At 61.3% G+C, this 26,199-nt stretch carries 20 protein-coding genes; 2 read left to right on the top strand and 18 right to left on the bottom strand.

Translation table 11 applies throughout. The features are described from left to right. Window positions 1-39: 39 nt before the first annotated feature. Entirely contained in the window at window positions 40-1,419 is a 1,380-nt protein-coding gene (locus ACYYKW_RS19575; RefSeq protein WP_464990892.1) for a UDP-glucose dehydrogenase family protein, read from the bottom strand. A 431-nt stretch (window positions 1,420-1,850) separates the two neighbouring features. Between ACYYKW_RS19575 and ACYYKW_RS19570 the strand changes: the two genes are divergently transcribed. Further along, a complete protein-coding gene (locus ACYYKW_RS19570; protein ID WP_231990226.1) occupies window positions 1,851-2,696 on the top strand; it encodes a site-specific integrase in 846 nt (281 codons plus the stop codon). Window positions 2,697-2,702: 6 nt separating this feature from the next. Here the strand turns inward: ACYYKW_RS19570 and ACYYKW_RS19565 are convergent, their stop codons facing one another. From ACYYKW_RS19565 to ACYYKW_RS19545, 5 genes are all read right to left on the bottom strand, one after another. Continuing rightward, window positions 2,703-3,254: a PqiC family protein gene (locus tag ACYYKW_RS19565; RefSeq protein WP_464990891.1), complete on the bottom strand. Its 552-nt coding sequence runs from the start codon at window positions 3,252-3,254 to the stop codon at window positions 2,703-2,705. Window positions 3,255-3,271: 17 nt separating this feature from the next. Beyond that, complete coding sequence (locus ACYYKW_RS19560) at window positions 3,272-4,927, bottom strand: PqiB family protein (RefSeq protein ID WP_336356948.1); 1,656 nt, start codon at window positions 4,925-4,927, stop codon at window positions 3,272-3,274. A 373-nt stretch (window positions 4,928-5,300) separates the two neighbouring features. Further along, a complete protein-coding gene (locus ACYYKW_RS19555; protein ID WP_464990890.1) occupies window positions 5,301-6,602 on the bottom strand; it encodes an NAD(P)/FAD-dependent oxidoreductase in 1,302 nt (433 codons plus the stop codon). Further along, window positions 6,599-7,687 carry a polyamine ABC transporter substrate-binding protein gene (locus tag ACYYKW_RS19550; RefSeq protein ID WP_336356950.1) on the bottom strand — a complete coding sequence of 363 codons (1,089 nt, stop codon included), beginning with the start codon at window positions 7,685-7,687 and terminating at the stop codon, window positions 6,599-6,601. The genes ACYYKW_RS19555 and ACYYKW_RS19550 overlap by 4 nt, the downstream gene beginning before the upstream one ends. Before the next feature lie 459 nt (window positions 7,688-8,146). Continuing rightward, a complete protein-coding gene (locus tag ACYYKW_RS19545; RefSeq protein ID WP_464990889.1) occupies window positions 8,147-9,505 on the bottom strand; it encodes a glutamine synthetase family protein in 1,359 nt (452 codons plus the stop codon). 162 nt (window positions 9,506-9,667) lie between these two features. On the opposite strand from ACYYKW_RS19545, the gene ACYYKW_RS19540 reads away from it, so the two are divergent. Continuing rightward, window positions 9,668-10,567, top strand: coding sequence for a helix-turn-helix domain-containing protein (locus ACYYKW_RS19540; protein WP_093101670.1), 900 nt, complete (start codon window positions 9,668-9,670; stop codon window positions 10,565-10,567). A gap of 11 nt (window positions 10,568-10,578) precedes the next feature. Here the strand turns inward: ACYYKW_RS19540 and ACYYKW_RS19535 are convergent, their stop codons facing one another. From ACYYKW_RS19535 to ACYYKW_RS19480, 12 genes are all read right to left on the bottom strand, one after another. After that, on the bottom strand, window positions 10,579-11,628 hold the full coding sequence (locus tag ACYYKW_RS19535) for an acyltransferase family protein (protein ID WP_093101673.1): 1,050 nt from the start codon (window positions 11,626-11,628) through the stop codon (window positions 10,579-10,581). A gap of 96 nt (window positions 11,629-11,724) precedes the next feature. Next, entirely contained in the window at window positions 11,725-13,227 is a 1,503-nt protein-coding gene (locus tag ACYYKW_RS19530; protein ID WP_464990888.1) for a family 16 glycosylhydrolase, read from the bottom strand. Next, complete coding sequence (gene galE, locus ACYYKW_RS19525; RefSeq protein WP_090283399.1) at window positions 13,224-14,279, bottom strand: UDP-glucose 4-epimerase GalE; 1,056 nt, start codon at window positions 14,277-14,279, stop codon at window positions 13,224-13,226. The genes ACYYKW_RS19530 and galE overlap by 4 nt, the downstream gene beginning before the upstream one ends. A 31-nt stretch (window positions 14,280-14,310) precedes the next feature. Beyond that, window positions 14,311-15,729, bottom strand: a complete 1,419-nt coding sequence (locus ACYYKW_RS19520; RefSeq protein ID WP_464990887.1) for an oligosaccharide flippase family protein — start codon at window positions 15,727-15,729, stop codon at window positions 14,311-14,313. Window positions 15,730-15,742: 13 nt separating this feature from the next. Next, window positions 15,743-16,687 carry a glycosyltransferase family 2 protein gene (locus ACYYKW_RS19515; protein WP_464990886.1) on the bottom strand — a complete coding sequence of 315 codons (945 nt, stop codon included), beginning with the start codon at window positions 16,685-16,687 and terminating at the stop codon, window positions 15,743-15,745. A 17-nt stretch (window positions 16,688-16,704) separates the two neighbouring features. Beyond that, on the bottom strand, window positions 16,705-18,018 hold the full coding sequence (locus ACYYKW_RS19510) for an O-antigen ligase family protein (protein WP_090283392.1): 1,314 nt from the start codon (window positions 18,016-18,018) through the stop codon (window positions 16,705-16,707). Beyond that, window positions 18,015-19,127, bottom strand: coding sequence for a glycosyltransferase (locus ACYYKW_RS19505; protein WP_464990885.1), 1,113 nt, complete (start codon window positions 19,125-19,127; stop codon window positions 18,015-18,017). The genes ACYYKW_RS19510 and ACYYKW_RS19505 overlap by 4 nt, the downstream gene beginning before the upstream one ends. Continuing rightward, window positions 19,124-20,206 carry a glycosyltransferase gene (locus ACYYKW_RS19500; RefSeq protein WP_464990884.1) on the bottom strand — a complete coding sequence of 361 codons (1,083 nt, stop codon included), beginning with the start codon at window positions 20,204-20,206 and terminating at the stop codon, window positions 19,124-19,126. Before ACYYKW_RS19500 ends, ACYYKW_RS19505 begins: the two co-directional genes overlap by 4 nt. Before the next feature lie 2 nt (window positions 20,207-20,208). Then, the gene (locus ACYYKW_RS19495) at window positions 20,209-20,913 is read right to left on the bottom strand and encodes a WecB/TagA/CpsF family glycosyltransferase (RefSeq protein WP_464990883.1); all 705 of its coding nucleotides are present in this window, start codon (window positions 20,911-20,913) and stop codon (window positions 20,209-20,211) included. A gap of 13 nt (window positions 20,914-20,926) precedes the next feature. Next, on the bottom strand, window positions 20,927-22,267 hold the full coding sequence (locus ACYYKW_RS19490; RefSeq protein ID WP_464990882.1) for a UDP-glucose dehydrogenase family protein: 1,341 nt from the start codon (window positions 22,265-22,267) through the stop codon (window positions 20,927-20,929). Between the two features lie 69 nt (window positions 22,268-22,336). Then, entirely contained in the window at window positions 22,337-23,728 is a 1,392-nt protein-coding gene (locus ACYYKW_RS19485) for an undecaprenyl-phosphate glucose phosphotransferase (RefSeq protein ID WP_093101689.1), read from the bottom strand. Between the two features lie 147 nt (window positions 23,729-23,875). Continuing rightward, window positions 23,876-26,197 carry a GumC family protein gene (locus ACYYKW_RS19480; RefSeq protein ID WP_464990881.1) on the bottom strand — a complete coding sequence of 774 codons (2,322 nt, stop codon included), beginning with the start codon at window positions 26,195-26,197 and terminating at the stop codon, window positions 23,876-23,878. Between the last annotated feature and the right edge of the window lie 2 nt (window positions 26,198-26,199).

The following is a 26,199-nucleotide window of genomic DNA, read 5'->3' as shown; positions in this document are numbered from 1 at the left end:
TGAAATGAACTTGAAAAGACTGCGCATAAACAGGACGACTCACGCCACATCCGACGCACGCGGCCACTGTTGCAGCGGGATCGGCAGTTGCTGCGATTCGCCGCGGCCCATGGCGAAGTAGTGGAAGCCGTTGCGGGCCAGGCGTTCGGGGTCGTAGAGGTTGCGGCCGTCGAAGATCACCGGGCTGTTGAGGCGTTGTTTGATCAGGTCGAAGTCCGGGGCTTTGAAGGGTTGCCATTCGGTGCAGATGATCAAGGCATCGGCGCCGGGCAGGACCGATTCGGGGGTGCCCATCAGCAGCAGTTTCGCTTCGTCCGGGTAGAGGTTCTGGGTTTGCTGCATGGCTTCGGGGTCGTAGGCGCGGACGCTGGCGCCGGCTGCCCATAACGCTTCGAGCAGGACCCGGCTCGGTGCTTCGCGCATGTCGTCGGTGTTGGGTTTGAACGCCAGGCCCCAAAGGGCGAAGATCTTGCCGCGCAGGTCGCCGCGGTAGAACGCGTTGATGCGCTCGAACAGCTTGTGTTTCTGGCGCTGGTTGATCGCCTCGACCGCTTGCAGCAAGTCGCTGGAGCAGTGCGCTTGTTCGGCGCTGTGGATCAGCGCGCGCATGTCCTTGGGAAAGCACGAGCCGCCATAGCCGCAGCCCGGATAGATGAAGTGATAGCCGATGCGCGTGTCGGCGCCGATGCCCTGGCGCACCGCTTCGATGTCGGCGCCCAGGTGTTCGGCGAGTTCGGCGATCTGGTTGATGAAGCTGATCTTGGTCGCGAGCATGCAGTTGGCGGCGTATTTGGTCAGCTCGGCGCTGCGCAGGTCCATGAACAGGATCCGGTCATGGTTGCGGTTGAATGGCGCATACAGATCACGCATCACGTCGCGCACGTCATCGCCTTCGCAGCCGATGATGATGCGGTCCGGGCGCCGGCAATCGGCAACGGCCGAGCCTTCCTTGAGAAATTCCGGATTGGAGACAATATCGAATTGCAGCAGCCGGCCGACCTTGATCAGGGCCTTTTCGATATGCGCGCGCAACGTGTCGCCGGTGCCCACCGGCACTGTGGATTTCTCCACAACGATCAGCGGCTGCTCACGGTGCCGGGCAATCGCGTCGCCCACGGAGAGCACGTAACGCAGGTCCGCCGAGCCATCCTCACGCGAAGGCGTGCCCACGGCGATAAACGCCACCCGACCGTGCTGCACGGCGAGTTTTTCGTCGCTGGTGAAGTGCAGACGTTTGGCGTCCAGGCCCTCGCGCACCAGATTCGCCAGCCCCGGCTCGAAGATGCTGACGTGACCCTGGCGCAACTGGTCGATCTTGTGCTGATCGACGTCCATGCACACGACCTCATGGCCCACCTCGGCCAATACCGCCGCTTGCACAAGACCCACGTAACCGCTGCCAAAGACCGTGATTTTCATAGGACACTCCTGAGCCGGACGGGTGTTCATGCCTTAAGGTCAGGATAGGCAAGGGCATGTTTCAATTTGCCTACTGTTTTGCGCGACGCGACTTCCTGGCGGTGCAGACAGGCAGGCGATGCTGACGGCCGTTCAATTGGCGCAGGCGCAATGCCAGCACCCGGTTGTCTGAAAAGCACTGAAATTCAAAGGGTTGGGCTACCTGCCGGGGAATGCCTGATTGACTTTCACGCGGTCGGGCGGCAGGTTGTAGGCCTTTTTTTGGGGCAGCCCGGCACTTGCCCGTTTTTGTCACCGTGTCGTTTTGTTGAACTGTTTTTTTACCAAGGCCGTTTCGTTTGATTGACTTGTCGAGTACTGAATCCACCGCGTCCACCACCAATCCATTGACGCTTTACCTGACGCGCCTGGCGCCTTCCAGCCAGTTGACCATGCGCTACGTCTTGCAGGACGCGGCCGATCGCCTCGGCTTCGAGGACGTGGACATCGAAGACATCCCCTGGCACGGCCTGCAACCGGAAGATGTCGTGGCGCTGGTCGCCGCATTGCGCGAAGACGGCTACGCGCCGAACACCTCTTCGCTGTACGTGAACGCTGTGCGCGGGGTCATGAATGAAGCCTGGCGCATGAGCCTGATCAGCCAGGATCATCTGTTGAAGATGCGTTCGGTCAAGGCCATCGCCGGTACGCGCCTGTCCCAGGGGCGCAACCTCAAGCGCACGCTGATTCACGAATTGATGGAAGTCTGCGCCGCCGATCCACGTCCGCAAGGTCTGCGCGACGCGGCGGTGATTGCGCTGCTGTATGGCACCGGCATGCGCAAGTCGGAGTCGGTGGATCTGGATTTGAATCAGGTCGACTTCAGCGAGCGCAGCCTGACCGTCACCGGCAAGGGCAACAAGCAGTTGATCAAGTACGCGCCGACCTGGGCGTTCGCCAAACTCAATGCCTGGCTGGAACTGCGCCGTTCGCAGCTCAAGGAAGGCGAGAGCGATGATGCGTTTCTGTTCAACCGCATTCGCCGTGGCAACCACATCACCCGCGAGCGCATCACCAAACACGCGATCTACTACATTGCCCGCCAGCGTGGCACGCAGGTCGGGGTGAAGATCATGCCGCACGATTTCCGTCGCTCATTCATTACGCGGGTTATCGAAGAACACGACCTGTCGATCGCGCAGAAACTGGCGCATCACAGCAACATCCAGACCACCGCCAACTACGACGTGCGCGATGACAACGAGCGGCGGCGGGCAGTGGACCGTTTCGATCTGTGAGATGAGTCAACCCGCGGCTGGGCAGCCGCGCGAACGGCTGGCGGCCTGAGTGATCTGTGCGGCGAGTCGTTTGACGTTGTTCTGCTGCGCCGTCACCAGATCCTCGATGCTCGGCCCCGACGGTGTCTGCAGGATCGAGCGGCAGGTCAGCAGTTCGGCATCCGGATCGCCCATCGCACGCAGGCGCCATTTCACATCCATCAACGCGTATTGGCCGGGAATCGAGTCGAAGCGCTGCACGTCGACGCGCACAGACGCACGTTGCTGGCCCGCGCTATTGCTCAACTGATCGAGGAGGGCGCTGCGCAGTTCGTCGATCAGGCTGGCACCCCACCAATCGGTTTCGAGAATCGCCAGGCCGCTGTTGCCTTCACGGATGACGATTTGCGGCCGATCAACCTGCGGCGGCACGCTGATGCTCTCGATGGCAATGTCCGCACCGCTGCGCCCGGCGCCTTGATGCACCGGGGTCAGAGTGTGAAAGCTGATCGGGTCGCTGCGGCAGGCGCCGAGTAGCATGATCGCCGCGAGCACACTGATTTTCAGCGGTGATGCCATGTTTTTTGCTCCTGTGCTCAATTGCGTGGCGGTCCTTTGAGGTCCAGCGGCGCGGCGTTGTCGGGCCGTCCGCGAATCAGCGACTCCGGATGCCGGCCAAGGTAATCCGACAGCTCACGCAGGGAGCGCGACATGCGTCCGAGTTCGTCGAGGGTCTGCCCCAGTTGCTCGCGCTGCGGCGAATCTTCGGCGAGGGTCGAATTGGCCGACTGCAAGGTTTTGCTGACGTCGGCGAGGGTGCTTTGCACGCTCGGCAAGGTCTTGGCGTTGAACTGACTCAGGCCTTTACGCAGCTCGACCAGATTGCTGTCGAGGTTGCTGGCGATGCGTTCCACCGGCAGTGCGTTGATCTTGTTGACCATCGCTTCGAGTTTTTCCTGCAACTGTTCGAGGCTGCCGGGGACGGTCGGAATGCTGATCGGCCGGGCTGTTAAGTCGAAGGCGACTTTCGGCGCTTTCGGGTAGAAATCCAGCGAGATGTACAACTGCCCGGTGAGCAGGTTGCCGTTGCGTGCCTGTGCGCGCAGACCATTTTCAACGAATGTGGCGATCAGGCGCGCGCCCGTGGCTTCGTCGTTTTCGTCGCCCTTGTAGGTCTTGAGGATTTTCGCGTGGGCGCGGCCCAGGCGTTGCGGATAAATAACGATGCCGACGTTCACCGGAAAGGTTCGCTTGACCTCGTCAAAGTCCAGATTGACCGCCACTACCCGGCCAATCTCGACCCCCAGGAATTCCACCGGCGCATCGACCTTGAGCCCGCGCAGGGCCTGATCGAAACGCAGGGTCAGGTATTGCGCCTTGCCATTGGGTGGGGCGAGGGCAGTGGTCTGGTCGGCGAACAGTTCGTAGTCGCGGTCTTCAGCGGCGGTGGTGTCATTGGGGCTGTAATCCGGCGCGCGGAAAGCGATGCCGCCGACCAGCAGGGTCGACAGCGATTCGGTTTTCACCGCAAAACCGTTGGCGCCGACGTTGACGTCAATGCCGCTGGCGTTCCAGAACCGCGTGTTCTCGGTGACGTAGGCGTCGTTGGGTGAGTTGATGAACACTTCGATGTTGACGCCTTTGCCATCGGCATCCAGCGAATACGACACCACCTGGCCGACGGGAATCTTGCGGTAGTAGACCGGCGAGCCGATGTCCAGCGACCCGAGGTCCGACGCGTGCAGGGTGAAGCGTTTGCCCGGCTCGCCATAGGTGATCGGCGGCGGGTTTTCCAGACCGGTGAAGTGCTTGGCACGGTTGTTGGCCTGGCCAATGTCGGCGCCGATGTAGTCACCGGAGAGCAGGGTGTCGATGCCGGACACACCGCCCGCGCCGATACGTGGGCGCACTACCCAGAACTGCGAGTCTTCGCGGGTAAAGCTCTCGGCCTGTTTGGCGAGTTTGATCGTGGCGTTGACGTTTTTATGGTCGTCGGCCAGTTCGACATCCGAGACATGCCCAATGACCACGTTGCGGTAGCGCACTTCGGTCTTGTTGGCGGTGAGGCCGTCACCGGTCTTGAAGGTGACGGTGATGGTCGGGCCTTCCTGGAGGATGTTGTGGACCACCAGCGAGATGCCCACGAGGACGGCCACGATGGGCACGATCCATACCAGTGAAACGCCGAAACGGCGGGTCTTGATCGGGGCCTGACCGGGTGCTCGCGGTTCGTCGCTGGCTGACGACTTCATCCATGTCCTCCTTAATTCATTGGGCACTGAGCGTCAGGAACGCAAAAGCACTTCATCAATATAGAAGTGCCTTGCGATAGAGCAAACCGAAATAGCCAATTCCCCCCAGCCCCAGTGGTGAACACATAACCCAGGCAACCCCCAGTTCCCTGTAGGAGTGAGCCTGCTCGCGAAAGCGGTCTGCCAGCCACAACTGCTTCAACAGACCCACCGCCATCGCCAGCAGGCTGGCTCCCACAGTTTTGCGGGTGGACTCGAAACCCAGGCAACCCAATTCCCTGTAGGAGTGAGCCTGCTCGCGAAAACGGTCTGCCAGCCACCATCATTTCAACAGACCCACCGCCATCGCCAGCAGGCTGGCTCCCACAGTTTTTCAGCCGAGCAATTCGCGCAGCCGATACCAGAACATCCCCAGTGCCAGCAGCGGCGAGCGCAGTGCCGGGCCGCCGGGGAAGGTCATGTGCGGCACGCGGCTGAACACGTCGAGGCCTTGGCTGTGTCCGGCGTGGATCGCCTCGCCGAGCAGTTTTGCGCACCAGTGCGTGACGTTGAGGCCATGCCCGGAATAACCCTGCGCATAAAACACGTTCGGCTGCTGCTTGAGGCGGCCCACCTGCGGGAAGCGATTGGCGGTGATGCCGATCTTGCCGCCCCACTGATAATCGATGCGCACATCGGCCAGTTGCGGAAACACCTTGAGCATTTTCGGCCGCATGTACGCGGCGATGTCCGCCGGATCGCGCCCGGAATAGTGACAAGCACCGCCAAACAGCAAGCGCCGGTCGGCCGAGAGCCGGTAGTAATCGAGGCCGACTTTCTGGTCGCACAGCGCCAGGTTCTGCGGGATCAGCTGCGCGGCGCGTGCGGCGGACAACGGCTCGGTGGCGATGATGTAGCTGCCCGCCGGCAGCACCTTGCCGCTGAGTTGCTGTTCGAGCTCATCGAGATGTGCATTGCAACCGAGCACCAGACTGCCGGCGCGCACCGTGCCGCCCGCGCAGCGCACCTGCACGGCGGGGCCATGGACGATTTCCAGCACAGGACTTTGCTCATAAATAAGCACACCCAACGCGGCCGCCAGCCGAGCCTCGCCTTGCACCAGATCCAGCGGGTGCAGATGCCCGGAACCCATGTCGACCAGGCCACCGGCGTAACCTTCGGCGTTGACCACTTGCTGACGGACCTGCTCAGGGCCGACCAGACGCGTTTCATGGGCATAGCCGAGTTTGCCGAGTTCAGCCTGTTCTGCCTGAAACGCAGCAAACTGCGCGCGGGTATTGGCCAGCTCACAGAAGCCCCAGCGCAAATCGCAGTCGATCTGATGATCAGCGATACGTCGGCGCACCAGCTCCACCGAATCGATCCCGGCGCGCTGCAAATACGTCACGCCTTCCTCGCCGACGTACTTGGCGAAGCCCGAAACGTCATGGCCGATGCCCCGAATCAACTGACCGCCATTGCGCCCGCTGGCGCCCCAGCCGATTCGCCGCGCCTCGAGCAAGATCACCGACAGCCCGCGCTGCGCCAGTTCAATCGCCGTGTTGACCCCGGTGAAACCGCCGCCGATCACGCAGACGTCAGCGCTCAGATCTCCTTCGAGAACCGGGTAATCAGTACTCGCTCGCGCCGATGCCGCGTAATAGGAGCGCGCGTGTTCCTGGGTGTGCTGATTCATTTGTTCGACTTCACTTTGCTCCACGAACGGGTCATCAGCCGCATGATCGCCTGCGGTGGCGTCGAGGAAATGTAGAGTTTGTCGAGCACCGCTTGCGGCGGATAAACCTCGGGGTTGTTGACCAGTTCCTGGTCCATGAACGGCTTGGCAGCCGGGTTCGGGTTGGCGTAACCGACTGCGGCGCTGACCTTGGCGATCACCTGCGGGTCGAGCAGGTAATTGATGAAGGCATGGGCTTCCTTGGCGTTACTGGCGTCAGCCGGGATCGCGAGCAGGTCGAACCACAGGTTCGAGCCTTCCTTGGGGATGGCGTAAGCGATATTGACGCCGTTCTTGGCTTCCTTGGCGCGGTTGGCCGCCTGGAACACATCGCCGGAATAACCGAACGCCACGCAGATATCACCGTTGGCCAAGTCGGAAACGTATTTCGAGGAATGGAAATAGGTGATGTAGGGGCGAATGCTCAGCAGCTTGGCTTCGGCCTTTTTATAGTCTTCGGGGTTTTCGCTGCGTGGGTCCATGCCCATGTAATTGAGCACGGCGGGGAACACCTCGTCGGCGGAATCCATCATCGACACGCCGCAGGCGCTGAGTTTCTTCAGATTTTCCGGCTCGAACAGCACCGCCCAGGAGTCGATATGGTCGATGCCCAGCACTTGCTTGACCTTGTCGACGTTGTAGCCGATGCCGTTGGTGCCCCAGAGGTAGGGGACCGAATGGGCGTTGCCCGGATCGTTTTTCTCCAGCAACTCGAGCAGTTTCGGGTCGAGGTTTTTCCAGTTCGGCAGTTGCGAGCGATCCAGTTTGAGGAACGCCCCGGCCTTTACCTGGCGTGCGAGGAAATGGTTCGACGGCACCACCACGTCATAGCCGGTGCGTCCGGCGAGCAGCTTGCCTTCGAGGGTTTCGTTGGAATCGAACACGTCGTAGATGACTTTGATCCCGGTCTGACTCTGGAAGTCGGCGAGAGTGGTTTCACCGATGTAGTCAGTCCAGTTGTAGACGCTGACCTGGGGCTGGGCTTGCGCCACGGCGCTGAACACCACGCTCAGTGCAACCGGGAGTACGGATTTCAACAGACGCATATCGACACCTCTTCAAATTGTTGGATTTCTTGGGCGTTACACGATTCATGTGTGAGTGTTGTCAGGTCTCAGGTACACCGCCAATGTAGGAGCCAGCCTGCTGGCGATAGCGGTGGTTCAGGCGACATTGATGTTGGATGTGCCGGCGCCATCGCGAGCAGGCTCACTCCTACAGGGGTTTGGGGGTGTTGGCGGGTTTGTGTACACGTCCTTTTCAGTGTGGGAGCCAGCCTGCTGGCGATAGCGGTGTTTCAGACGACATTGATGTTGGATGTGCCAACGCCATCGCGAGCAGGCTCACTCCTACAGGTTTGGGGGTGTTAGCGGGTTTGTGTACACCTCCTTTTCGGTGTGGGAGCCAGCCTGCTGGCGATAGCGGTGTTTCAGACGACATTGATGCTGGATGTGCCGACACCATCGCGAGCAGGCTCACTCCTACAAGGAGTGTGCAGATTTGGGTCAGACGCTCAGCAGCAGGAACTCGCGTTCCCATGAGCTGATCACGCGTTTGAAGTTTTCGTGTTCGGCGCGTTTTACCGCGACGTAGCCACGCACGAACTTGACGCCCAGGTATTCGGCTACGGTGGCGCATTCTTCCATCTGGGTCAGCGCTTCTTCGATGGTGATCGGCAGGCGCAGGTTGCGGCGCTCGTAAGCCCGGCCCTCGACGGCGGCGCTCGGCTCGACCTTCTCGACCATGCCCAGGTATCCGCAGAGCAGGCTTGCGGCAATCGCCAGATACGGGTTGGCATCGGCGCCGGGCAGGCGGTTTTCCACGCGCATCGATTCAGGTCCCGAGGTCGGCACGCGCAAGCCAACGGTGCGGTTCTCTTCACCCCATTCAACGTTGACCGGCGCCGAGGTATCGGGCAGGAAGCGGCGGAACGAGTTCACGTTGGGCGCGAACATTGGCAGCACTTTCGGGATGTACTTCTGCAAACCACCGATGTGCTGGCGGAACAGCTCGCTCATGCTGCCGTCGGCGTTGGCGAAAATCGGCTGGCCGGTGGCGATGTCGACCACACTCTGGTGCAAGTGCATGGCGCTGCCGGGCTCGTCGCCGATCGGCTTGGCCATGAACGTCGCGGTCACGTTGTGCTTGAGCGCCGCTTCGCGCAGGGTGCGTTTGAACACGGTGATCTGGTCGGCCAGGTCCAGCGCGTCGCCGTGGCGGAAGTTGATTTCCATCTGCGCCGGGCCGTCTTCATGGATCAGCGTGTCGAGGTCCAGACCTTGCAGTTCGCACCAGTCGTAGACGTCCTCGAACAGCGGGTCGAATTCGTTGGCGGCATCGATGGAAAACGACTGCCGGCCACTTTCCGCACGACCGGAGCGGCCCAGCGGTGCCTTGAGTGGCAGGTCCGGGTCTTCGCAGCGCTGGGTCAGGTAAAACTCCATTTCCGGCGCGACAATCGGCTTCCAGCCCTTGTCGGTGTACAGCTGCAGGACCTTCTTCAGCACGTTGCGCGGCGACAGTTCGATCGGATTGCCGAACTTGTCGAAGGTGTCATGGATAACGATCGCGGTCGGCTCGATTGCCCACGGGATCACATACACAGCGTCGGACACCGGCTTGCAGACCATGTCGATATCGGCCGGGTCGAGCAGGTCGTAGTAGATGTCGTCATCGACAAAATCCCCGGTTACCGTTTGCAGCAGCACACTTTCCGGCAGGCGCATGCCGCGCTCATGCAGGAACTTGTTGGTCGGTGCGATCTTGCCGCGGGCAATGCCGGTCAGGTCGCTGACCACACATTCGACTTCGGTAATCTTGTGATCTTTCAGCCACGTGAACAGCTGATCGAAAGGGGCATTCATAGAGACCTCGTTATTGGTTTTGTAGACGCCGGGGAGGGCGGGTTTCATCTTCCGCCCCTTCCCCTGTGGCGCGTTGGCGTCTATCTTGGGCGCGGCTGGTGAATCCATCTATCCACTTTAAGCAGCACCCAAGCGCACCAAAAGAGTGCGCAAGGTCACCTCATGACAACGTGCAATCCGCTTCAGGTTCAAGCCTTCAACACCGCCGATGTGGCCGAGCAAGTGCGCGCCACGCCGGGCTGGGTCCAGCATTACCAGCAGATGTCGCCGGGGCATTTCGCCGGGCAGATCCGCTATCTCGATCTGCAGGGCGTCGAGGTCTACGAAGAGCAGATGAATACCCGGGTCGAGCAGAATTTCAGCGCGCCGTCCGGTGCGCTGGCGTTCTGTTTCGATCGCAGCGACAACGCGCTGTACCTGCTCAACGAAGAGAGCCGCAACATCTGGATTACCCCGGAGAATTACCAGGAAATTGCCGTGGTGTTCGGCCCGGCATTCGTCCGTGAGCACGGGCTGGATGTGGCGAAATTCGACGGGCTGTTCATGGCGCCGCTCACCTGCGGACAGAACGCCTTGTTCAGTCGCTGGTTAAGCTCGACCCTCACGAAGTTGTCGCAAGCCATTGATATGGAAAGCAAGGAGGCGCTGACTCAACAGCTACTTGAAGACTGTCTGTTCATTCTCGACAACGCGCAGGCGCGCCTCGATAGAAGCGGCCTGCAACGGCGTGGCGAAGAACGGATGATCATGAAACGCGTGGGGGAGTGGGCGGCTGATTCGCCGGAAGATGCGCTCAATCTGCTCGAGCTGGCGCAGGTGGCGGGGGTATCGCTACGGCAATTGCAACAGGCCTTCAAGGCCTACACGGGGATGACGCCAAGCCACTGGTTACGCTTGCGTCGGTTGAACAGCGCGCACCGCGAACTGCTCAGGCGCCGACCGACGGAAACCACCGTGGCCGAAGTGGCGATGCACTGGTCGTTTTGGCATCTGGGGCGTTTTTCCAGCAGCTATCGGGCGCTGTTCAAAGAGCTGCCGAGCGAGACGCTCAAGCGCGGCTGACGCTGGGCGAGCTAGTCGGCCCTGACCAGTTTGAAGGATATCGACAGCGACTTTTTTATCGATTGCGCCATCGGTTTCTCGATCTGATCGTGAATCAACCACGACACACCGATCATGAACGCTACCGTGCCCCAGAGAAGCACGTGCGGATCGATCGCCGGGTAGGCGATGTTGAAGATCATGAAGCCGATCATCTGGTGCAGCAGGTACAGCGGATAGGTCAGCACGCCCAGCGCGGTCCAGTTCCAGCGTTGCAGAGCGGACATGCGATTGGTCGCGATCAACAGGAAAATCACGAAGAACAGCACCACCACGGCGCAGATGATCAGCGGGTCGTAGTCGGTAGCGTATTTGCTTTCAATCGATGCTGCCCACACCACCGCCGTGAAAATCGCCAGCGCCAACGCCCCCGCCAGCAGCAGAATCCGCAGCGGTGTGAAGCCCTTGGCCCAGACCAGATAAAAGGTGGCCCCGGCGATGAACCACGCGGCGTAATCGGTGATCAGCATCGAGCGCAGTTTTTCAAATTGCAGGACCTCGGCGACGGCAGAGATCAGCAGCCAGACCACCATGCACGGCTCGATCCGGTCGATTTTCTTCAAGGCCAGCAACACGGAAATCATCAGGTAGAACTTGATCTCCACGAACAGCGACCAGTACACGCCGTCGATAGGCTCGACATTGAGCATCTCGCTGAGAAAGGCCATGTTGACCACGTATTGATAAAAATCAGCGCTGAACCTGGGTTGGCCAACGGCGAGGGTCACCAGAAAAGTGATCGTGCAGCACACCCAGAAGGCTGGGCAGAGGCGCACCACGCGCGAAATGAAAAACACTTTGAGGTTGTTGCTCGAGGCGGTCATCAGAATCACGAAGCCGCTGATCATGAAAAACAGCTCGACCCCCAGATAGCCGTACTTGGCCGGCTCAGCCAGCAGCGGGTAGGGCATCGCCGACATATCGCCCTTGGCATAGCCGCGAAACGCATAGTGAAAGAACACCACGGCCAGGGCCGCCAGAAAACGCAATAAATCCAGTTCCTTGAGCCGTCGATTGTTCATGTAGATGCGCTCCGGACTGATCAGCGCTGATCAAAAACTGACGACTCTGTCGAACACGGTTCGACCCAAGGCGCAAGCTGAAACAGCAGTGGCGGCTCATGGCGTGCTCCCGGCCTGGGACAGCGATGCACGGCGTTGCCACATCTTGATGTAGTCGACTTCGAACGTTGAGGGGAGGTCAGCATCGTCGACCACGCCAAACCATGACCACATGGCCTCGCTGTCGAAGACAATTTCCATCGGGAAGAAGAAGTGTTTGTTGCGCGATTCGCGCACCAGCACGCCATCGACATACCAGCGCAGCGTGTCGGGCTGCCAGTCGAAGCCGTAGACATGGAAGTCATCGGCCAGCCGCCATGGGCTGACCCAGATGCTGCCATCGGCGATGTGCTCAGTGCTTTGCGGCGTGGCCCAGAGGTGGGCGTTCATGTGGTAGGAGCGGTCCAGCTTGCCATCCTTGGTCTTGCCGGCGATTTCGAAAATGTCGATTTCGGTGGCGTTGTCGGCCATGCCCGTCCAGGCCAGCCAGAAGGCGCTGGAGCCGGCGGAATTCATCGGTTTCGCCCGCGCTTCGTAATAGCCGAACAAACCCTTCTCAAGGGTGCGGACCATGGCGGAGGTGTAGTCCTTGAAACCGAGTTTCACGTACTTTTCCGGCAAGGTTTCCTTGCGAAAGACAATGTTCAGGTTGCCGTTGCTGACGCTGGCGTTTTTCTCGGTGTACAGCGCCGGTTTGCGGCCGAGCGATTCGTTGCCGACGCCGTGGTTGACGTGCCAGCGTGTGCGATCGAGGGTGCTGCCGTTGAATTCGTCGGACAGCTTGTCGTTGAGCACCCACTGACCGCTGTTGGCCTGATCGGACAGCGGCAGGTTGCTGTTGGTCCGGTTCGGTACAGCACCGAGCGGGCCGACCCGGGTCCAGGTATCAGCGATCGGCGGGACCGCTACGGTCCAGCGGTCTGCGAGGTACTGAAAGGCTTGCTGGCGGTCGGCGAGCGAGGCAAACGCACGGTCATAGACCAGCACTTCGGCAATGTCGCCGCGAAAGTTATCCGCCGTGCCAACGGCGTTGCGACCGATGCCATACGGCCCGATCGGTACGTCGTAAAGCTCCAGCACGGAAACGCTGGTTGCGTACGCCGCAGTGTCGCGCAGGCTGATGGCAAAATTCGGCAGGACGTTATCGTTGTTGGCGGTTTGCGGGCGCGAGCTGAACAAGCGTTGCCAAGGATCGGTCCCGGCTTGTTCTGCCGTACGCCGCGACACCACCAACACCGTCACCGGACCTTTGGCGCTGCGGATGGCTTTGCCGAGCAAACCCGACACGCCGTTGAAGCGCACCACCGCACGACCGTTCACCGCGTCCGGCAGCCACTGTGGCGCCACGCCGGGATTGTCGGCGCTGGCATCAAGGCCGCTGGCGGATTTGTCTTTCCAGCGCAGCACGCGGTTCTGCTCATCGAGCTGCACGCTTTGCGCATCCGCCGCGTCCAGCCACAGCACCAGCCCGGCGGCGGGAACACCGGGCGGTGCTGGCGCGGCGTTGCCGGCCAGGGCAAACCCCAGCAGCCAGAGAAACAGCACGCCATGAAGTTTCATCGGGCCACACTCAGCGCGGGGATCTTGAAGGAAGACTGATAGCCCTGCGGATTGCATGATTGCCAGCGCCAGGCATCGACAATCATCTGTTGCAGGTCGCGTTGCGCGGTCCAGCCCAATTCCCGCCCGGCCTTGCCCGGGTCGGCAAACATTTTGGCAACGTCACCTGCACGGCGCGGGGCAAAGCGATAGGGGATGGCGATGCCGGTGATGTCTTCGAAACTCTGAATGATCTGCAGCACGCTGTAACCGACGCCGGTGCCGAGATTCCACACGTCGACGCCGTTGGTTTGCTGCAACTTCAACAACGCCTTGAGATGGCCGATGGCAAGATCGACGACATGAATGTAGTCGCGCACGCAGGTGCCGTCGACGGTCGGATAATCGCTGCCGAACACCGTCAGTTCAGGTATCCGGCCAATCGCGACCTGGGTCAGGCAGGGCAACAGGTTGTTCGGCCGGCCGCTGGGATCTTCGCCGATCATCCCGCTTTCGTGGGCACCGATCGGATTGAAATAGCGCAGCAAGGCGATGCTCCAGCGTGGATCGGAGTGGCACAGATCGGTCAGCAGCTCCTCGATCATCAGTTTGCTCCGGCCGTAGGGATTGACCGGTTTGCCGGTGCCGAAGTCTTCGCGAATGGGCGTGCTCGCCGGATCGCCGTACACCGTGGCCGAAGAGCTGAAGACCAGTTTGAACACCTCGTTGCGCGCCATCGCCCGGCACAGTTCCAGCGTGCCGGCCACGTTGTTGGCGTAATAGTCCAACGGGTTGCTCACGCTTTCGGCCACCGATTTGAGGCTGGCGAAATGCACCACGGCGTCGATGTCGTAGCGGCCGAAGATGTTGTCGAGCAAGTGCGCATCGCGAATATCGCCCCTGATGAAATCCACCCGGCTCAGGGTCAACTGCTCCAGACGCTTGATGCACTCGCGACTGCTGTTGCACAGGTTGTCGAGGACCAGCACGTGACGTCCGGCATTGATCAGGGCCAAAGCGGTGTGCGAGCCGATGTAACCGGCGCCGCCAGTAATCAACGTAGTTTTACGCATGGAGGAACCTTCCTGTTTTCATGGACTGAATTCAGCGAGCGGTGAACACCGATTTGAATTCCTGCGGCCAGCGCGGGTGCAGGACGCTATACGCCACGGCATAGCTCAGGGCGCCAAGCGAGATGTCGCACAGCAGGTGCAGGTAGCCCTGAACGGCCAGGTGCGGCGACACCGACAACACGGTCGTGACCATTACCAGCGAGGCCAGCACGCTGCGGTAGTTGGAATCGAAGAAGCGGCGCCAGTCGTAACCGACGGCGGTGTTGAGCCCGCGGATTTGTAGCGGCGTGATCAGCAGCATGCGCGCCAGAAGCGCCACCGCGGCGGCCATGCCGCCATAGGCGCTGCCGAAGACATACACCAACAGCAGCGCCAGCAACGTGGTCAGCACCTCGGCCTTGATCGTCAAATGGCTGCGGTTGACCGCCACCAGCGCGGTGGTGGCGTACATCGCCATGTTGCCGACGGCCGCCGTGCACGCCAGCACTTGCAGCAAAGGAATCGCCTCGGCCCACTTGGCGCCGAAGATCAGCAGGATCAGATCGCTGGCCGTCAGGGCGATGCCGAGGAACAGCGGCGTCAACAGAAAACTGCTGACCACAGTCGAGTCGCCGATGATCCCAAGCAGACGCAGCGGCTCGGCGCTGCGTCGGGAAAACGCTGGCAGCGCATAGCTCAGCAGGCCGTTGTAGATTGCCGTTCGCGGCAGGTCGATGATGCGCATGGCCATGTTGAACATGCCGACCGCATTCGCCCCGGCGGTCATCCCCAGCACCACGTTGACGCCGCGCTGCAGGGTCTGGGAACTCAGCGCATTGATCGCCACCGGAGTGCCGGCCTTGATCAGTTCGCGCAGGAACGCACCGTCGATATAGAAGGCGATGCGCCGTGGGTCGCCGCGCATCAGCACGATAATCGAGACGAACTCCATGATCAGCGCCTGGGCGATCACCGCCCAGGCGCCTAAACCCCATAGCGCGACGGCAATGCCGGCGAAACCACCGACAATCTTGCCCAGCAACGTGCGCGAGGCGAGCATCTTGAAGTTGCCGCTGCGGCGCATTTGCGCCACGTAGACACGCGCCATCATGGTGAACAGGATCTTCACCGAGGCCAGCGCAGTCATCCAGCGCAGCACCGGGTCGGTCGTATACAACAGCACAGCCAGCGAGATCAGCACAATCGATGCGAGGCTGACCAGCACCGCCGCCCAGAACGCCGTCGAGATGTGTTTGTCTTCCAGCCGCTCCAGGCGGACCAGCGGGTCTTCCAGCACCGAGGAGTAAATCAGCCCGACCAGCTCGACGATAGCAATGATGATCGTGCCCACACCCAGCTCGGCCGGCGACAGCAGGCGCGCGTAGGCGACGAAGGTGATCATCGACAGCAGGATCAGGCCGAACTTTTCGGTGAAGATCCAGCCGAGGGTGACGAGGCGGTGATTGGCCATGGCGGATACCGAGTCATTGAGCGGCTGTGGATGCCGGTGCCTTGAACCCGGTGCGGGCGAGGGCGTAGAGGTAGCGCAAGGTCGGTTTGCCGTGATCGAAGATCAGCGTCTGCCAGGAGTATTCGAACATCCGCCGGTACACATCGAGCACCTCGGCATGATCGCCACGCCGGGAAAACGTGTTGAGAAAATCGGTGTGATTGCCCAGCACGAAATCGATGTGTTGCTGCTTGCTCAACTGCGCGCCATAGCGCTCGAGGTACACGTCGATGAACTTCATCTTGTTCTGGTAGTGCTTTTTCGGTTGCGCGGTCATGTTGCCGTCGTTGACCGTGCGTTCGAGCAGCACCTGCGGCACCGTGTGGATTTCCCAGTGCTCGGCGATGCGCGTCCACATGAAGCGGTCTTCGCAATAACGCAGGCCGGCATCGAAGCCGCCGAGTTGCAGCATCACGTCGCGTTTGACCAGTGCGGCCGACACGCCATTGAGCACGTTGGCGTGGACGAAGTCGTAGAAGTGCATGCCGCTCTTGCGCACGGCGTCCAGTTGGCGCTTGCCGTTGCTGTAATTGACCTGGGTGTAGCAATCGATCAGGCCGACCGGGCGGCCCTGCTGTTCAAGTTCGTCGTACAGCGCCAGTTGCAGCTCAAGTTTTTGCGGACGCCACTGGTCATCGGCATCGAGCATCGCCACGAAGGTTTCCTGACTGTGGTGCAGACCGGTATTGCGCGCACTGGCCTGGCCGGCGTTTGCCTGCTGCAACAGGGTCAGGCGAAACGGCGCGGCGAAGTCCCGGACCCGTTGCGGCCCGTCATCGGTGGAGCCATCGTCGATGACAATGACGTGGTCGGGCAGACGCGTCTGCTCGGCCAGCGAGGTCAGCGTCTGCTCGATGCTGTCGACGCCGTTGTACATCGGGATCAGAACACAAACGGTATGCGGGGATTGGTTTGTCACGGCAGCTTCTCCTTGGGTTACGCCTTGGCGGAATCAGGCGCAAATGCCCGGCCAGCCTGACGCTGGCGCGGGTTTGCCGGTTTGAAAGCGGGGAGCATCACCAGCTGATGCCGGAAGGACAGGGCGAGGGTGCAGAACACCAGGAACTCGGCGGAGCGGTAGTTGGGAATCACGTACGCCACGTAGTTGGTGACGGCGAACAGGCCGATGATCACCAGCGCACTGGCGCGCAACTGCGCCGTGTGGTTGGCGGTGACGGCGCGGTACTGTTTGAGCAGCGCTTCGCCGAACAGCAGAATCAATGCGCTCAACTGGATCACACCGCCGTTGAGCAGGGTTTCCATGTAGCCGCTGTGCGCGTTGCCGATGTAGCCCCAACGGGTGATGAACGCATCGGCATCGGGACTGGCCCAGAAAGCGCCGAAGCCATAGCCCTTGAGCCATTCCTGCTCGACGAAGGGTGAAAGCAGTTCCCAGATCAACGTGCGGTCGGTCAGCGATGGGTCGCGGCCAGCGATTTCGAGCAGCCAGGCGACGTGGTTGTAGAGCAACAGGCCCGCCAGCAGAAACAGCACCGTGCTGGCGAAAAACAGTCCCTGCGAGCGGTGGATGCGCAGGCGGATCAGGGTCAGGAAATACCAGTAGCTCACCGTGCCGAACACCACCAGCGCGACGCCGGTCGCCGACTGCGCGAGCAGAATCGCTACCAGCGAACACAGCGCGCAGAACAGTGCGCGGCGATTGCCCTGGCGGATCATCGGCAGCAATAACAGAATGGCCACGGCGTTAAGCCGCGCGCCGGCGTTCTTTTCGGCAAAAATCCCCTTGAAGGCGCCGTCGCGGATGCCCCCGGAGAGGAACGCGACGTCAGGCATGACCACCGCCAGTATCAGCCCGATGAACGCCGCGGCGCCGATCGCACAGCCGAGCATGAACACGATCTTTTCCAGCGGGTAGTTCCAGGCAATGAAGCCGGCGAAAAACACCACGCCGAGCATAGCGATCACCCGTTTCAGGCTGAGCATCGGGTCATGGGACCAGCCGATCGAGGCGATCACACAGAGCAGGAACAGCAGCAGAAAGAAGTTGCTGCGGTAGAAGGTTTTGCTCAGGAACACCTTGTTGCGGATGAAGAAAAACAACGGCACCAACAGCGTCACCAGTCCGCAGACCTGATTGGCGACGCTGCCTTCGAGGTCCTTGTCGACGTCGCCGAAGCTGAACCCGCCACCGAGGCCGAGGATGAAGGTGATCACCTGGATGTAAAACAGCACGCCGAAGAGGGCGAAGCCGTCGCGCAAGGTTGAATATCGGATCGTCAGGGTGCTCATGATGCGGCGCTCCCAAGCATCGCCGTGAGATAGGTCTGCAACGCGCGGGTATTGGCGAACCGGGCCGCCGCCTCAAGCCGGGTATGCCGCTTGAAGTGGCGCGGTGTGTTGAGTTGCAGAACGATTGCCTGCGCCAGGGCGGGCGCGTCATCGACCTCGACCAGCGGCGCCACCAGACCATTGATAAGAATTTCTGCCGGGCCGTGGGGGCAGCGAGTCGCGACCACCGGCGTGCCCGTGGCCAAGGCCTCGACCAGCGCATTCGGGCTGCCCTCGAAGCGCGACGACAGGACAAAACAATCGGCGGCGGCCACTTCTGCCAGCGGATCAGCGGTGTAACCCGGCAGATCGACACGCTCGGCAACGCCCAGCTCGCGGGCCTGTTCAAGCAACTGCTCGCGAAGCGCACCCTCGCCAAAGATGATCAGACGCACGTGGGTATCGGGTAGCGCGGCCAACGCGCTGATCAGGATGTCGAAACCTTTTTGCCGGGCCAGACGGCCCACGGCAACGATTACCGCACCGGACTTTTCCAGCAGCCAGCGATGGCTGGGCCGGCCAGGGCGCTTTTTGTAGAAGTCGTCGTCAAGCACCGGGTTGTCGGCAGTGGTCACGTCCTGGCGGCGGGCGATGGTGGTATCGACCAGATCTTGGGCGACGCCTTTCGACACGCAGATCACCGGGTTGGGAATCAGCCGATACAGCAGCGGCGCCGCGCTGTAGGCGAGCCGCACCATGAAGGCTGGATTGACGTGTTTATCGTGGGAAAACGCATTGCGTTCGCTAACGTGCAAGCGCGCCAGCGTGCCGGACAACAGCGCGGCGGCGATGGCCACGACGTTGACGTGGGTCAGCGCCGCCAGTTGCGCATCGAAGCGATTGGCGCGCAGGAACCGCGCCAGTGCTGGAATCGCGCGAACGCTGCGCGGGCTGTGCAATTCGACAGTCTTGACGCGTGGATCGAGGTACTTTGCGTTGATGCCGCCCCCGGTGAGCAGGAGCAGGGTCACGTCGTTGCCCGCGTCGACCAGCGCACCGGCCAGGCGCGTCATCATTTTCTCGGCGCCGCCGGCGCTGAGGTCGTGGAGGATGATCAGGAATTTTTTCATTGATTCCATACCTGGTAATACGCCTGAGCCGCGTGCTGGCTGGTGTAGGGACGCAGCGCTTCGGTCAGGGTCTGTTCGTGGGGCATTGCGTCATCGCGCGAGGCCAGGCTTTGCAGCATTCCCTCAGCCAGTGCCGGCACGTCGTTGACCTTGACCAGCAGGCCGAGCTGGCCGTTGTCCAGCAGTTCTCGGGGGCCGGTTTCGCAGTCGCTGGCCAGCACCGGCGTGCCCAGGGCCAGCGCTTCGATCAGCACGGTCGGCATGCCTTCGTGGGTGGAGCTGAGAATGAACAGCCGCGCGTTTCTGAGCAGCGGATAGGGGTTGCTCAGGTAACCGGTGAAGTGCACCCGTCGTGCGATACCCAGGCGTTGCGCCTGCGCTTTGAGTGCATCGCGCATCGGCCCGTCGCCGGCAATGACCAGGTCCGGCAACGTGCGCTGTTGCAAGGCCAGGGCGTAGGCGTCGAGCAACAGATCAAAGCCTTTCTGCTGCGTGAGTCGTCCCAGTCCCAACCAGTAAGCTTCGGGCAGCCCGGCGAGTAGTGGCGCCCGTGAGGCCTGGAACAGTTGTTCGGTGATCACCGCGTTCGGGCAAAAGCTGATGCGCTTTCGGCCCCACGGCAACCCGCCGACCAGCGACTGGCGCAACGCCGTGGACACCGTGACCACTTTGCCGCTGCCGCACAGGTACAAGGCGTACAGCAGGCGCAGGCTCGAAGGGCCGGTTTTCTGCTCTTTGCAATCGAGGGCGATGTGGCGGCTGTAGATGACTTTGCAGGCACTGCCCAGCGTGGCGAACCAGGTGCAGACGTTGGCCTGCTCCTTGGCGGAAATCAGGTGGGTCACCTGCTCGTCACGAATCAGCCGGCGCAACAGCACGATCGAGCGGAGCAGGCCGGCGATGCCGTTGCCGCCGCCGCTGTGGTGGCGTTGATTGCCTTCGGTGTCCGGGGTTTCGCCGTTCATGACGAAGAAACTCACCCGCCGGCCATCCTTGAGAAACTGCTCGGACAGACGTTGCTGCACGCGTTCGACGCCGCCGCCGGATTTGAAATCCTTGAGAATGAACAGGATGTGCATGGTCACTCCCCGACGCTGATGGCGACCTTGCGCCGTGCCAGCAGGGCCAGCAGGTGCAAGAAGTTGCTCGGGTAATCGATGAGGTAGCGTTTGATCGTGTGCGGCTCGCGATACATGCGATAGAACGCGCGCAAGTGCAGGCGATTGATCAGCGCCGGATAGTATTGCCGCGAGGCCAGCGCTTCCTGACGAATGAACCCGCCACAGGTGAAGGCAACGCCTTGAAAACCTGCGCGCAGCACGTCCTGTTCGAACTGTTCCTGCAGGCCGGCGCCGAGACCGACGATCAGAATGTTCGCTTCGCTGCGGCAGATGTCGGCGTGCAGCGCCTCAGCCTCGGCGGCATTGAAATAGCCGTTGTGGTAACCGGCGATGCTTAGCCGCGGATAGAGGGTCTGGATCTTGCGCATGAACAGCTCAAGTTCGCCTTGTCGGGCGCCGACGAAGTAAACCCGCTTGCCCAAACGCTCGGCACCGCCCAGTACCTGGTCGGCGATCGAGGTGAAGTCGAAGCTGACCCGGCCAATGGTTCTGCCGGTCACCCGCGACATGAATGTCGACATCAGCATGCCGTCGCAAAAGTAGGTGATGGCGCCCGAGCGCTGCGCGAACACGCTGCTGATCGAAGCAAAGTTGATGAACGAATAGGCCTGGTTGGCCTCGAGCAATTGTGGCGAGTAGTGCCCGACCAGTTCGAGTTTCAACATGGCGAGGCTCCCGTCAGATCACAGAGAGGGTCTGACGACCCACCGAGACGTAGGTGAAGCCGCGTTTGCTCAACCGTTGCGGATCGAACAGATTGCGCCCGTCAAAAATCAGCGGTTGCTTGAGCCGCGCGCTGAGGACGTCGAAGTCCGGGGCGCGAAACGCCTGCCACTCGGTGACGATGATCAGCGCGTCGGCATTTTTCAGTGCCGCTTCCTTGGTGCCGGTCAGGGTCAGGTCATCGCGCGAGCCATAAATGCGCTGCGCCTCTTCCATGGCTTTGGGATCGAAGGCCTGCACGCTGGCGCCGGCGCGCCACAGGGCTTCCATCAACACGCGGCTGGGCGCTTCGCGCATGTCGTCGGTGTTGGGCTTGAAGCTCAGCCCCCAGAGGGCAAAGGTCTTGCCGCTGAGGTGGCCGTCGAAGTGATTGAAAATCTTGCTGTAAAGCGTGGTTTTCTGTTCCTGGTTGCGTGCCTCCACAGCCTTGAGCACGCGGGCATCGAAGTCGACGCTGGTGGCGGCGTGGATCAGCGCCTTCACGTCTTTGGGGAAACACGAACCGCCGTAGCCCGGACCGGGGTAGATGAATTGGTAGCCGATGCGCGGGTCCGAGCCGATGCCGTGGCGCACCTTTTCGATGTCGGCGCCGAGGCTTTCGGCCAGGCAGGCCATTTCGTTCATGAAGCTGATCTTGGTCGCCAGCATGCAGTTGGCGGCGTACTTGGTCAGCTCGGCACTGCGCACGTCCATGACGAGGATTTTTTCGCGATTGCGATTGAACGGCTCATACAGTTCCCGCATGACTTCTTCGGCACGCGCACTGTCGGTGCCGATGATGATCCGGTCCGGGCGCATGCAGTCTTCGACGGCACAGCCTTCCTTGAGAAATTCCGGATTGGAAACCACGTCGAACGTCAGTTCGCTGCGGTCGTTGTCGGCCAGCACCTGTTCGATGTGGGCGCGGACCCGATCGCCAGTGCCGACCGGCACGGTGGATTTGTCGACGATGATCTGGTGGCGGTCCATATTCAGCGCGATGGTGTGCGCCACGCTCAACACATATTGCAGATCCGCCGAACCGTCTTCGTCCGGCGGGGTGCCGACGGCGATCAGCAACACGTCGCCATGGTGCACGGCGTCCACCAGATCGGTGCCGAAGCGCAGCCGGCCGCTCTGATAGTTGTCACGCACCAGGCTTTTCAGCCCCGGCTCGTAGATCGGCAGAGTGCCTTCCTTCAAGGCCTCGACCCGGGCGACGTCGACATCGACGCAGAGCACACTGTGCCCGACCTCAGCCAGCGCAGCGCCTTGGACAAGGCCAACATAACCAATACCGAATACGCTCACATTCATGGTCAAACCTCAGGTCGTCATGACCGGTTATCAACGGGCGGGCAGGGGCAGGCAGCGGTGGGGCAGGGGTCAGTAGATGTTTTTCGAGAACAGCGTGAAGGGGGTCTTGAGGAGGATTTTCAGGTCGAGCCACAGCGACCATTGATTGATGTAATTGAGGTCCTGGGCGACGCGCAGCTGCATCTTTTCCAGCGTTTCGGTTTCGCCGCGATGGCCAGTGATTTGCGCCAGCCCGGTGATGCCCGGCTTGAGTCGATGGCGGGCCATGTAGGCGCGCACCTTGCCGGTGTAATAAATGTTGTGGGTGACCGCATGGGGGCGCGGACCGACCAGCGCCATCTGCCCAAACACGACATTGAACAGCTGCGGCAATTCGTCGATGGAACTGCGCCGCAGGAAGTGGCCGATCGGCGTGAGGCGGTTGTCGTTGCGGGTGGCCTGGCGCACTTCACGGTCGTCGTGAACGTGCATCGAACGAAACTTCCACACCTTGATCACTTCGCCGTTGCAGCCGTGGCGGTTCTGCTTGAACAGCACGGGGCCGGCGGAGGTCAGTTTGATCGCAGCCGCTACCGCCAACAGCAACGGGCTGAGCAGAACGATCGCCAGGGCGGCGAGGCTGCGCTCGAACAGGTCCTTGCACAACAGACTGGCCGGATGCGAGCTGATCAGGCTTTCGTTGAGGTAGATGGCCGGCATCCGCTCGATTTCCGAGATCGAATGGTTGAGCAGCACCATGCTGCCGAAATCCGGAATCCACACCACATCGACATTGACGTCGAGCAGGTCGATGTACAGCGCTTCGATGGTGGCGGCATGGGCCATGTTCAGCACGATGTACACGCGGCGCACTTCAAGGCGCGCGATGATCTCGCGGATCGCATCGACGCGACCGAGCAGCGGCAGAATGCTCGGTGCGGGGCCGCTGTCATCGGCGGCAGCGACAAAGCCCAGCACCAGTGCACGATTGGGCGTGGAGAGCTTTTTCGCCAGCTCATGCGCCGTCGGGCAGGTACCGATGATCACCGACCGGCGTTCGTTGCAGATCTTGCGTGAGTACAGCCGGGCCAGGTAATGCAGGGGCAGAAAACTCGCCGCCTGGACCACGAAACCCAGCACCGCCCAGAGGATGATCACCTGGCGCGAATAGATCGCGCTGGTCTGCGTGACGAAGGCAATCGCCGCCAGCACCGCCAGCAGAATCAACCAGCCGGCCAGCAGCCTGCCAAGCCCGACCACCAGGCCATAGCGTTTGTGATACACGCGCATCACGCTGTAGATCGGCACTGAGCCGAGCACAGCCAGGATGATCAGGATGCGATATTCGCTGGTCAGGTAGCCGACGCGCCAATACACCAGCAGCACCAGCAACGAGGTGGCCAGCAGCAGGGCGCACGACCATTGACCCCAGAAGGTCAGGCCGCGGCGTTGCGTCATATGAGCGGTATAGAGCGGAGTCATGGGCTTGACCTCAAGGCAGCAGTAATGCGTCAGCGCTGAGCGAGCAGACACGAGGTGTCTTCCCGCTGGCTTTTCCGTGGCTCGGCAGAGGTGAAGCGAGTTGTGTTTGGGCAGAAGGGGTGCAGCGGCAGGCGCGGGCGCCCGGTGTTACCTGGGCGCGAAATCGTAGTTATAGAACGCCCGGGAGTGATGCTGGCCGTACTTGCGCGCCTTGCGCAGGTCGACCTGGTTGAGCACGGTGCCAAACACCGGCACATGGCTCTGTTGCAACATGGCGAGGCCGCGCTGGACCTGACTGATCGGGGTGCTGTCAGCCTTGACCACGTAAATCACCGCATCCGAATGCTTGGCCAGCAACAGCGCATCGCTGATCAATTCTGCAGGCGGTGAATCGATGATGATGTGCCGGTAACGCGAGCGCAGCGCTTCGAGCATGCGCGCCATGCGCGGTGAACTGAGCAGATCCTGCGGCGGTGGTTGCAGTGCGTTGGCCGGCTCGGCAGGCGAGGGCAGACGTGGCGCGGCGAGGGAATCTCGCGCCGACGGCATGACCTTGCCGGCCAGCAACATGTCCAGATTGCCCACCGAAACGATGCAGTCTTCGAGTCGGGCGGTGCCGGCAATCACGTTCGCCAGGCCAGGGCTGTCGGGCGGGAAGTCGAAATTCTGCGACAGCGTCGGCTGGCGCATGTCGGCATCGATCAGCAGTACCCTTTCCAGCGGTGCCAGCGAGCTGGCGAGATTGTTGGCGATGGTGCTTTTGCCTTCACCGGCCACCGTCGAGGTGATCAGCACCACTTGCGAGGGCATCTCGTTGCTTTGCAGCATCAGCCAGGTGCGCAGGTTGCGGATCGTCTCGGAGAAGCGTGGGTTGTCGTTGTCTTCGAACAAACGCGCCAGCTGCCGGCGGTTTTTCTTCATGACCAACGGCACCACGCTGAGCAGCGGAATGTTCAGCGCGCTTTCGATCGACTCGTCGGTTTTGAAGGTGTTGCTCAGGCTGTCGAACAGCAGCGCCAGGGCCACACCGATCACCGCCGCGATCAAGGAAACGATCGCCACGATCAAGGTTTTCCGCGGTTTGCTCGGATCGACCGGAACAATCGCCGGGTCGACGATGCGCACTTTGGTCGAGTCCATGTCGGCGGTCGCAGTAGTTTCCTTCAAGCGGGTGACGAAGGTTTCGTAGAGCGCCCGCGAGCTGTCGACCTCACGCTGGAATTCACGCAACTGGAATTCCTTGCGGGCAATGTCCTGAATTTGCGCCTTGTTGCTGTTGAAGGACTGACGCAGCGAAGCCTCACTGGCCGTGGCGAGCTGGTATTGCCGCTCGATTCCGGCGACCACCTGCTGCACCTGCAATTGCAGGCTGGTGGTGGCGGTGCGCAACTCCGACTGCGCGGACAGCAGGCTCGGATGCTTCGGCCCATAGCGCCCCGACAGTTCATCGACCTTGGCCTGGGCCAGGGCACGATCGGCCTGGAATTTCTGCACCAATGGGTTACTCAACACGGCGGGCACGCTGGACAGTTTGCTCAGATCGCCGTTGCCCAAGGCCTTGGCCTGCCGGTACTCGCTTTCGGCTTCGGCACGGTTGCGCCGGGCATCGACCATACGATTACCGGTCATTTCCAGTTCATTGGCGCTGATCGTGGCGACACCGCCAACGTCCACCAGACCTTGCTCTTCGCGGTAGCCCTGGAGCTTTTTCTCGGCGGCGCGCAAGTTGTCACGCAGCTTGACCAGCCGGGTGTTCATCCACGCCGTGGTGGTTTGCGTGGATTTTTCACTGGTGTCGAGCTGGCTGTCGGTGAAACCGCGGGCCAGCGCATTGGCCGCCGCTGCGGCGAGAACCGGGTCGGGCAACTCGACTTCGATCTCGAGCAACTGGCTCTTGCCGACGAACTTGACGCTGGTGTGCAGCATCAGGTTTTGCGTGACCTGGTTGAACACTTCTTCTTCGGTGACCGCCTGTTTTTCCGGCAGCCAGCGCTCCAGACCGAGCCCCGGTAACCATTTGTCCAGATCGACAGCGGCCAGCCATTCGCGCGGTGCGAACCACGACTTCGGTTGCTGGCGCGGGTCAGTGACCGGGTGCGTGGTCAAACCGAGTTTTTTCACCGCACGCTCGGCCAGATCCCGCGATTGCAGGAGTGCCTGTTGCGTCTGCAGGTAGTCAGTGGTGTTGCTGTTGGAGTCCTTGACCTGCTGAAAGGACATCAGCGGCGGGCTCTTGTCGTTGAACAGCAGGGTGGTGCTGCCGATGTATTGCGGGGTGATGTTGGAGACCACGATGGTCGCCAGCAATCCGCTGACCAGAATCAGCCAGGCGATACTCCATTTTGCGCGCCAGATCACCCGCCAGAGTTTCAGCAGATCCAGGGTGTCCTTGTCTTCGCTGTGCTGCTGATGCTGCTGCACGTGCGCTTGCAAAGGACGTTCGACGTAAGTGCCAAGGCTGTTGTCCATGA

The organism is Pseudomonas sp. 15C (assembly GCF_055484735.1).
Note: the sequence above shows the minus strand (reverse complement) of the source record. Positions and strands in the feature narration are given on the sequence as shown.

Excerpts from the sequence above, each read along its gene's own strand:
- ACYYKW_RS19575 (WP_464990892.1), bottom strand. The coding sequence starts at position 1,419 with ATGAAAATCACGGTCTTTGGCAGCGGTTACGTGGGTCTTGTGCAAGCG.
- ACYYKW_RS19570 (WP_231990226.1), top strand. The coding sequence starts at position 1,851 with ATGCGCTACGTCTTGCAGGACGCGGCCGATCGCCTCGGCTTCGAGGAC.
- ACYYKW_RS19565 (WP_464990891.1), bottom strand. The coding sequence starts at position 3,254 with ATGGCATCACCGCTGAAAATCAGTGTGCTCGCGGCGATCATGCTACTC.
- ACYYKW_RS19560 (WP_336356948.1), bottom strand. The coding sequence starts at position 4,927 with ATGAAGTCGTCAGCCAGCGACGAACCGCGAGCACCCGGTCAGGCCCCG.
- ACYYKW_RS19555 (WP_464990890.1), bottom strand. The coding sequence starts at position 6,602 with ATGAATCAGCACACCCAGGAACACGCGCGCTCCTATTACGCGGCATCG.
- ACYYKW_RS19550 (WP_336356950.1), bottom strand. The coding sequence starts at position 7,687 with ATGCGTCTGTTGAAATCCGTACTCCCGGTTGCACTGAGCGTGGTGTTC.
- ACYYKW_RS19545 (WP_464990889.1), bottom strand. The coding sequence starts at position 9,505 with ATGAATGCCCCTTTCGATCAGCTGTTCACGTGGCTGAAAGATCACAAG.
- ACYYKW_RS19540 (WP_093101670.1), top strand. The coding sequence starts at position 9,668 with ATGACAACGTGCAATCCGCTTCAGGTTCAAGCCTTCAACACCGCCGAT.
- ACYYKW_RS19535 (WP_093101673.1), bottom strand. The coding sequence starts at position 11,628 with ATGAACAATCGACGGCTCAAGGAACTGGATTTATTGCGTTTTCTGGCG.
- ACYYKW_RS19530 (WP_464990888.1), bottom strand. The coding sequence starts at position 13,227 with ATGAAACTTCATGGCGTGCTGTTTCTCTGGCTGCTGGGGTTTGCCCTG.
- galE (WP_090283399.1), bottom strand. The coding sequence starts at position 14,279 with ATGCGTAAAACTACGTTGATTACTGGCGGCGCCGGTTACATCGGCTCG.
- ACYYKW_RS19520 (WP_464990887.1), bottom strand. The coding sequence starts at position 15,729 with ATGGCCAATCACCGCCTCGTCACCCTCGGCTGGATCTTCACCGAAAAG.
- ACYYKW_RS19510 (WP_090283392.1), bottom strand. The coding sequence starts at position 18,018 with ATGAGCACCCTGACGATCCGATATTCAACCTTGCGCGACGGCTTCGCC.
- ACYYKW_RS19505 (WP_464990885.1), bottom strand. The coding sequence starts at position 19,127 with ATGAAAAAATTCCTGATCATCCTCCACGACCTCAGCGCCGGCGGCGCC.
- ACYYKW_RS19500 (WP_464990884.1), bottom strand. The coding sequence starts at position 20,206 with ATGCACATCCTGTTCATTCTCAAGGATTTCAAATCCGGCGGCGGCGTC.
- ACYYKW_RS19495 (WP_464990883.1), bottom strand. The coding sequence starts at position 20,913 with ATGTTGAAACTCGAACTGGTCGGGCACTACTCGCCACAATTGCTCGAG.
- ACYYKW_RS19490 (WP_464990882.1), bottom strand. The coding sequence starts at position 22,267 with ATGAATGTGAGCGTATTCGGTATTGGTTATGTTGGCCTTGTCCAAGGC.
- ACYYKW_RS19485 (WP_093101689.1), bottom strand. The coding sequence starts at position 23,728 with ATGACTCCGCTCTATACCGCTCATATGACGCAACGCCGCGGCCTGACC.
- ACYYKW_RS19480 (WP_464990881.1), bottom strand. The coding sequence starts at position 26,197 with ATGGACAACAGCCTTGGCACTTACGTCGAACGTCCTTTGCAAGCGCAC.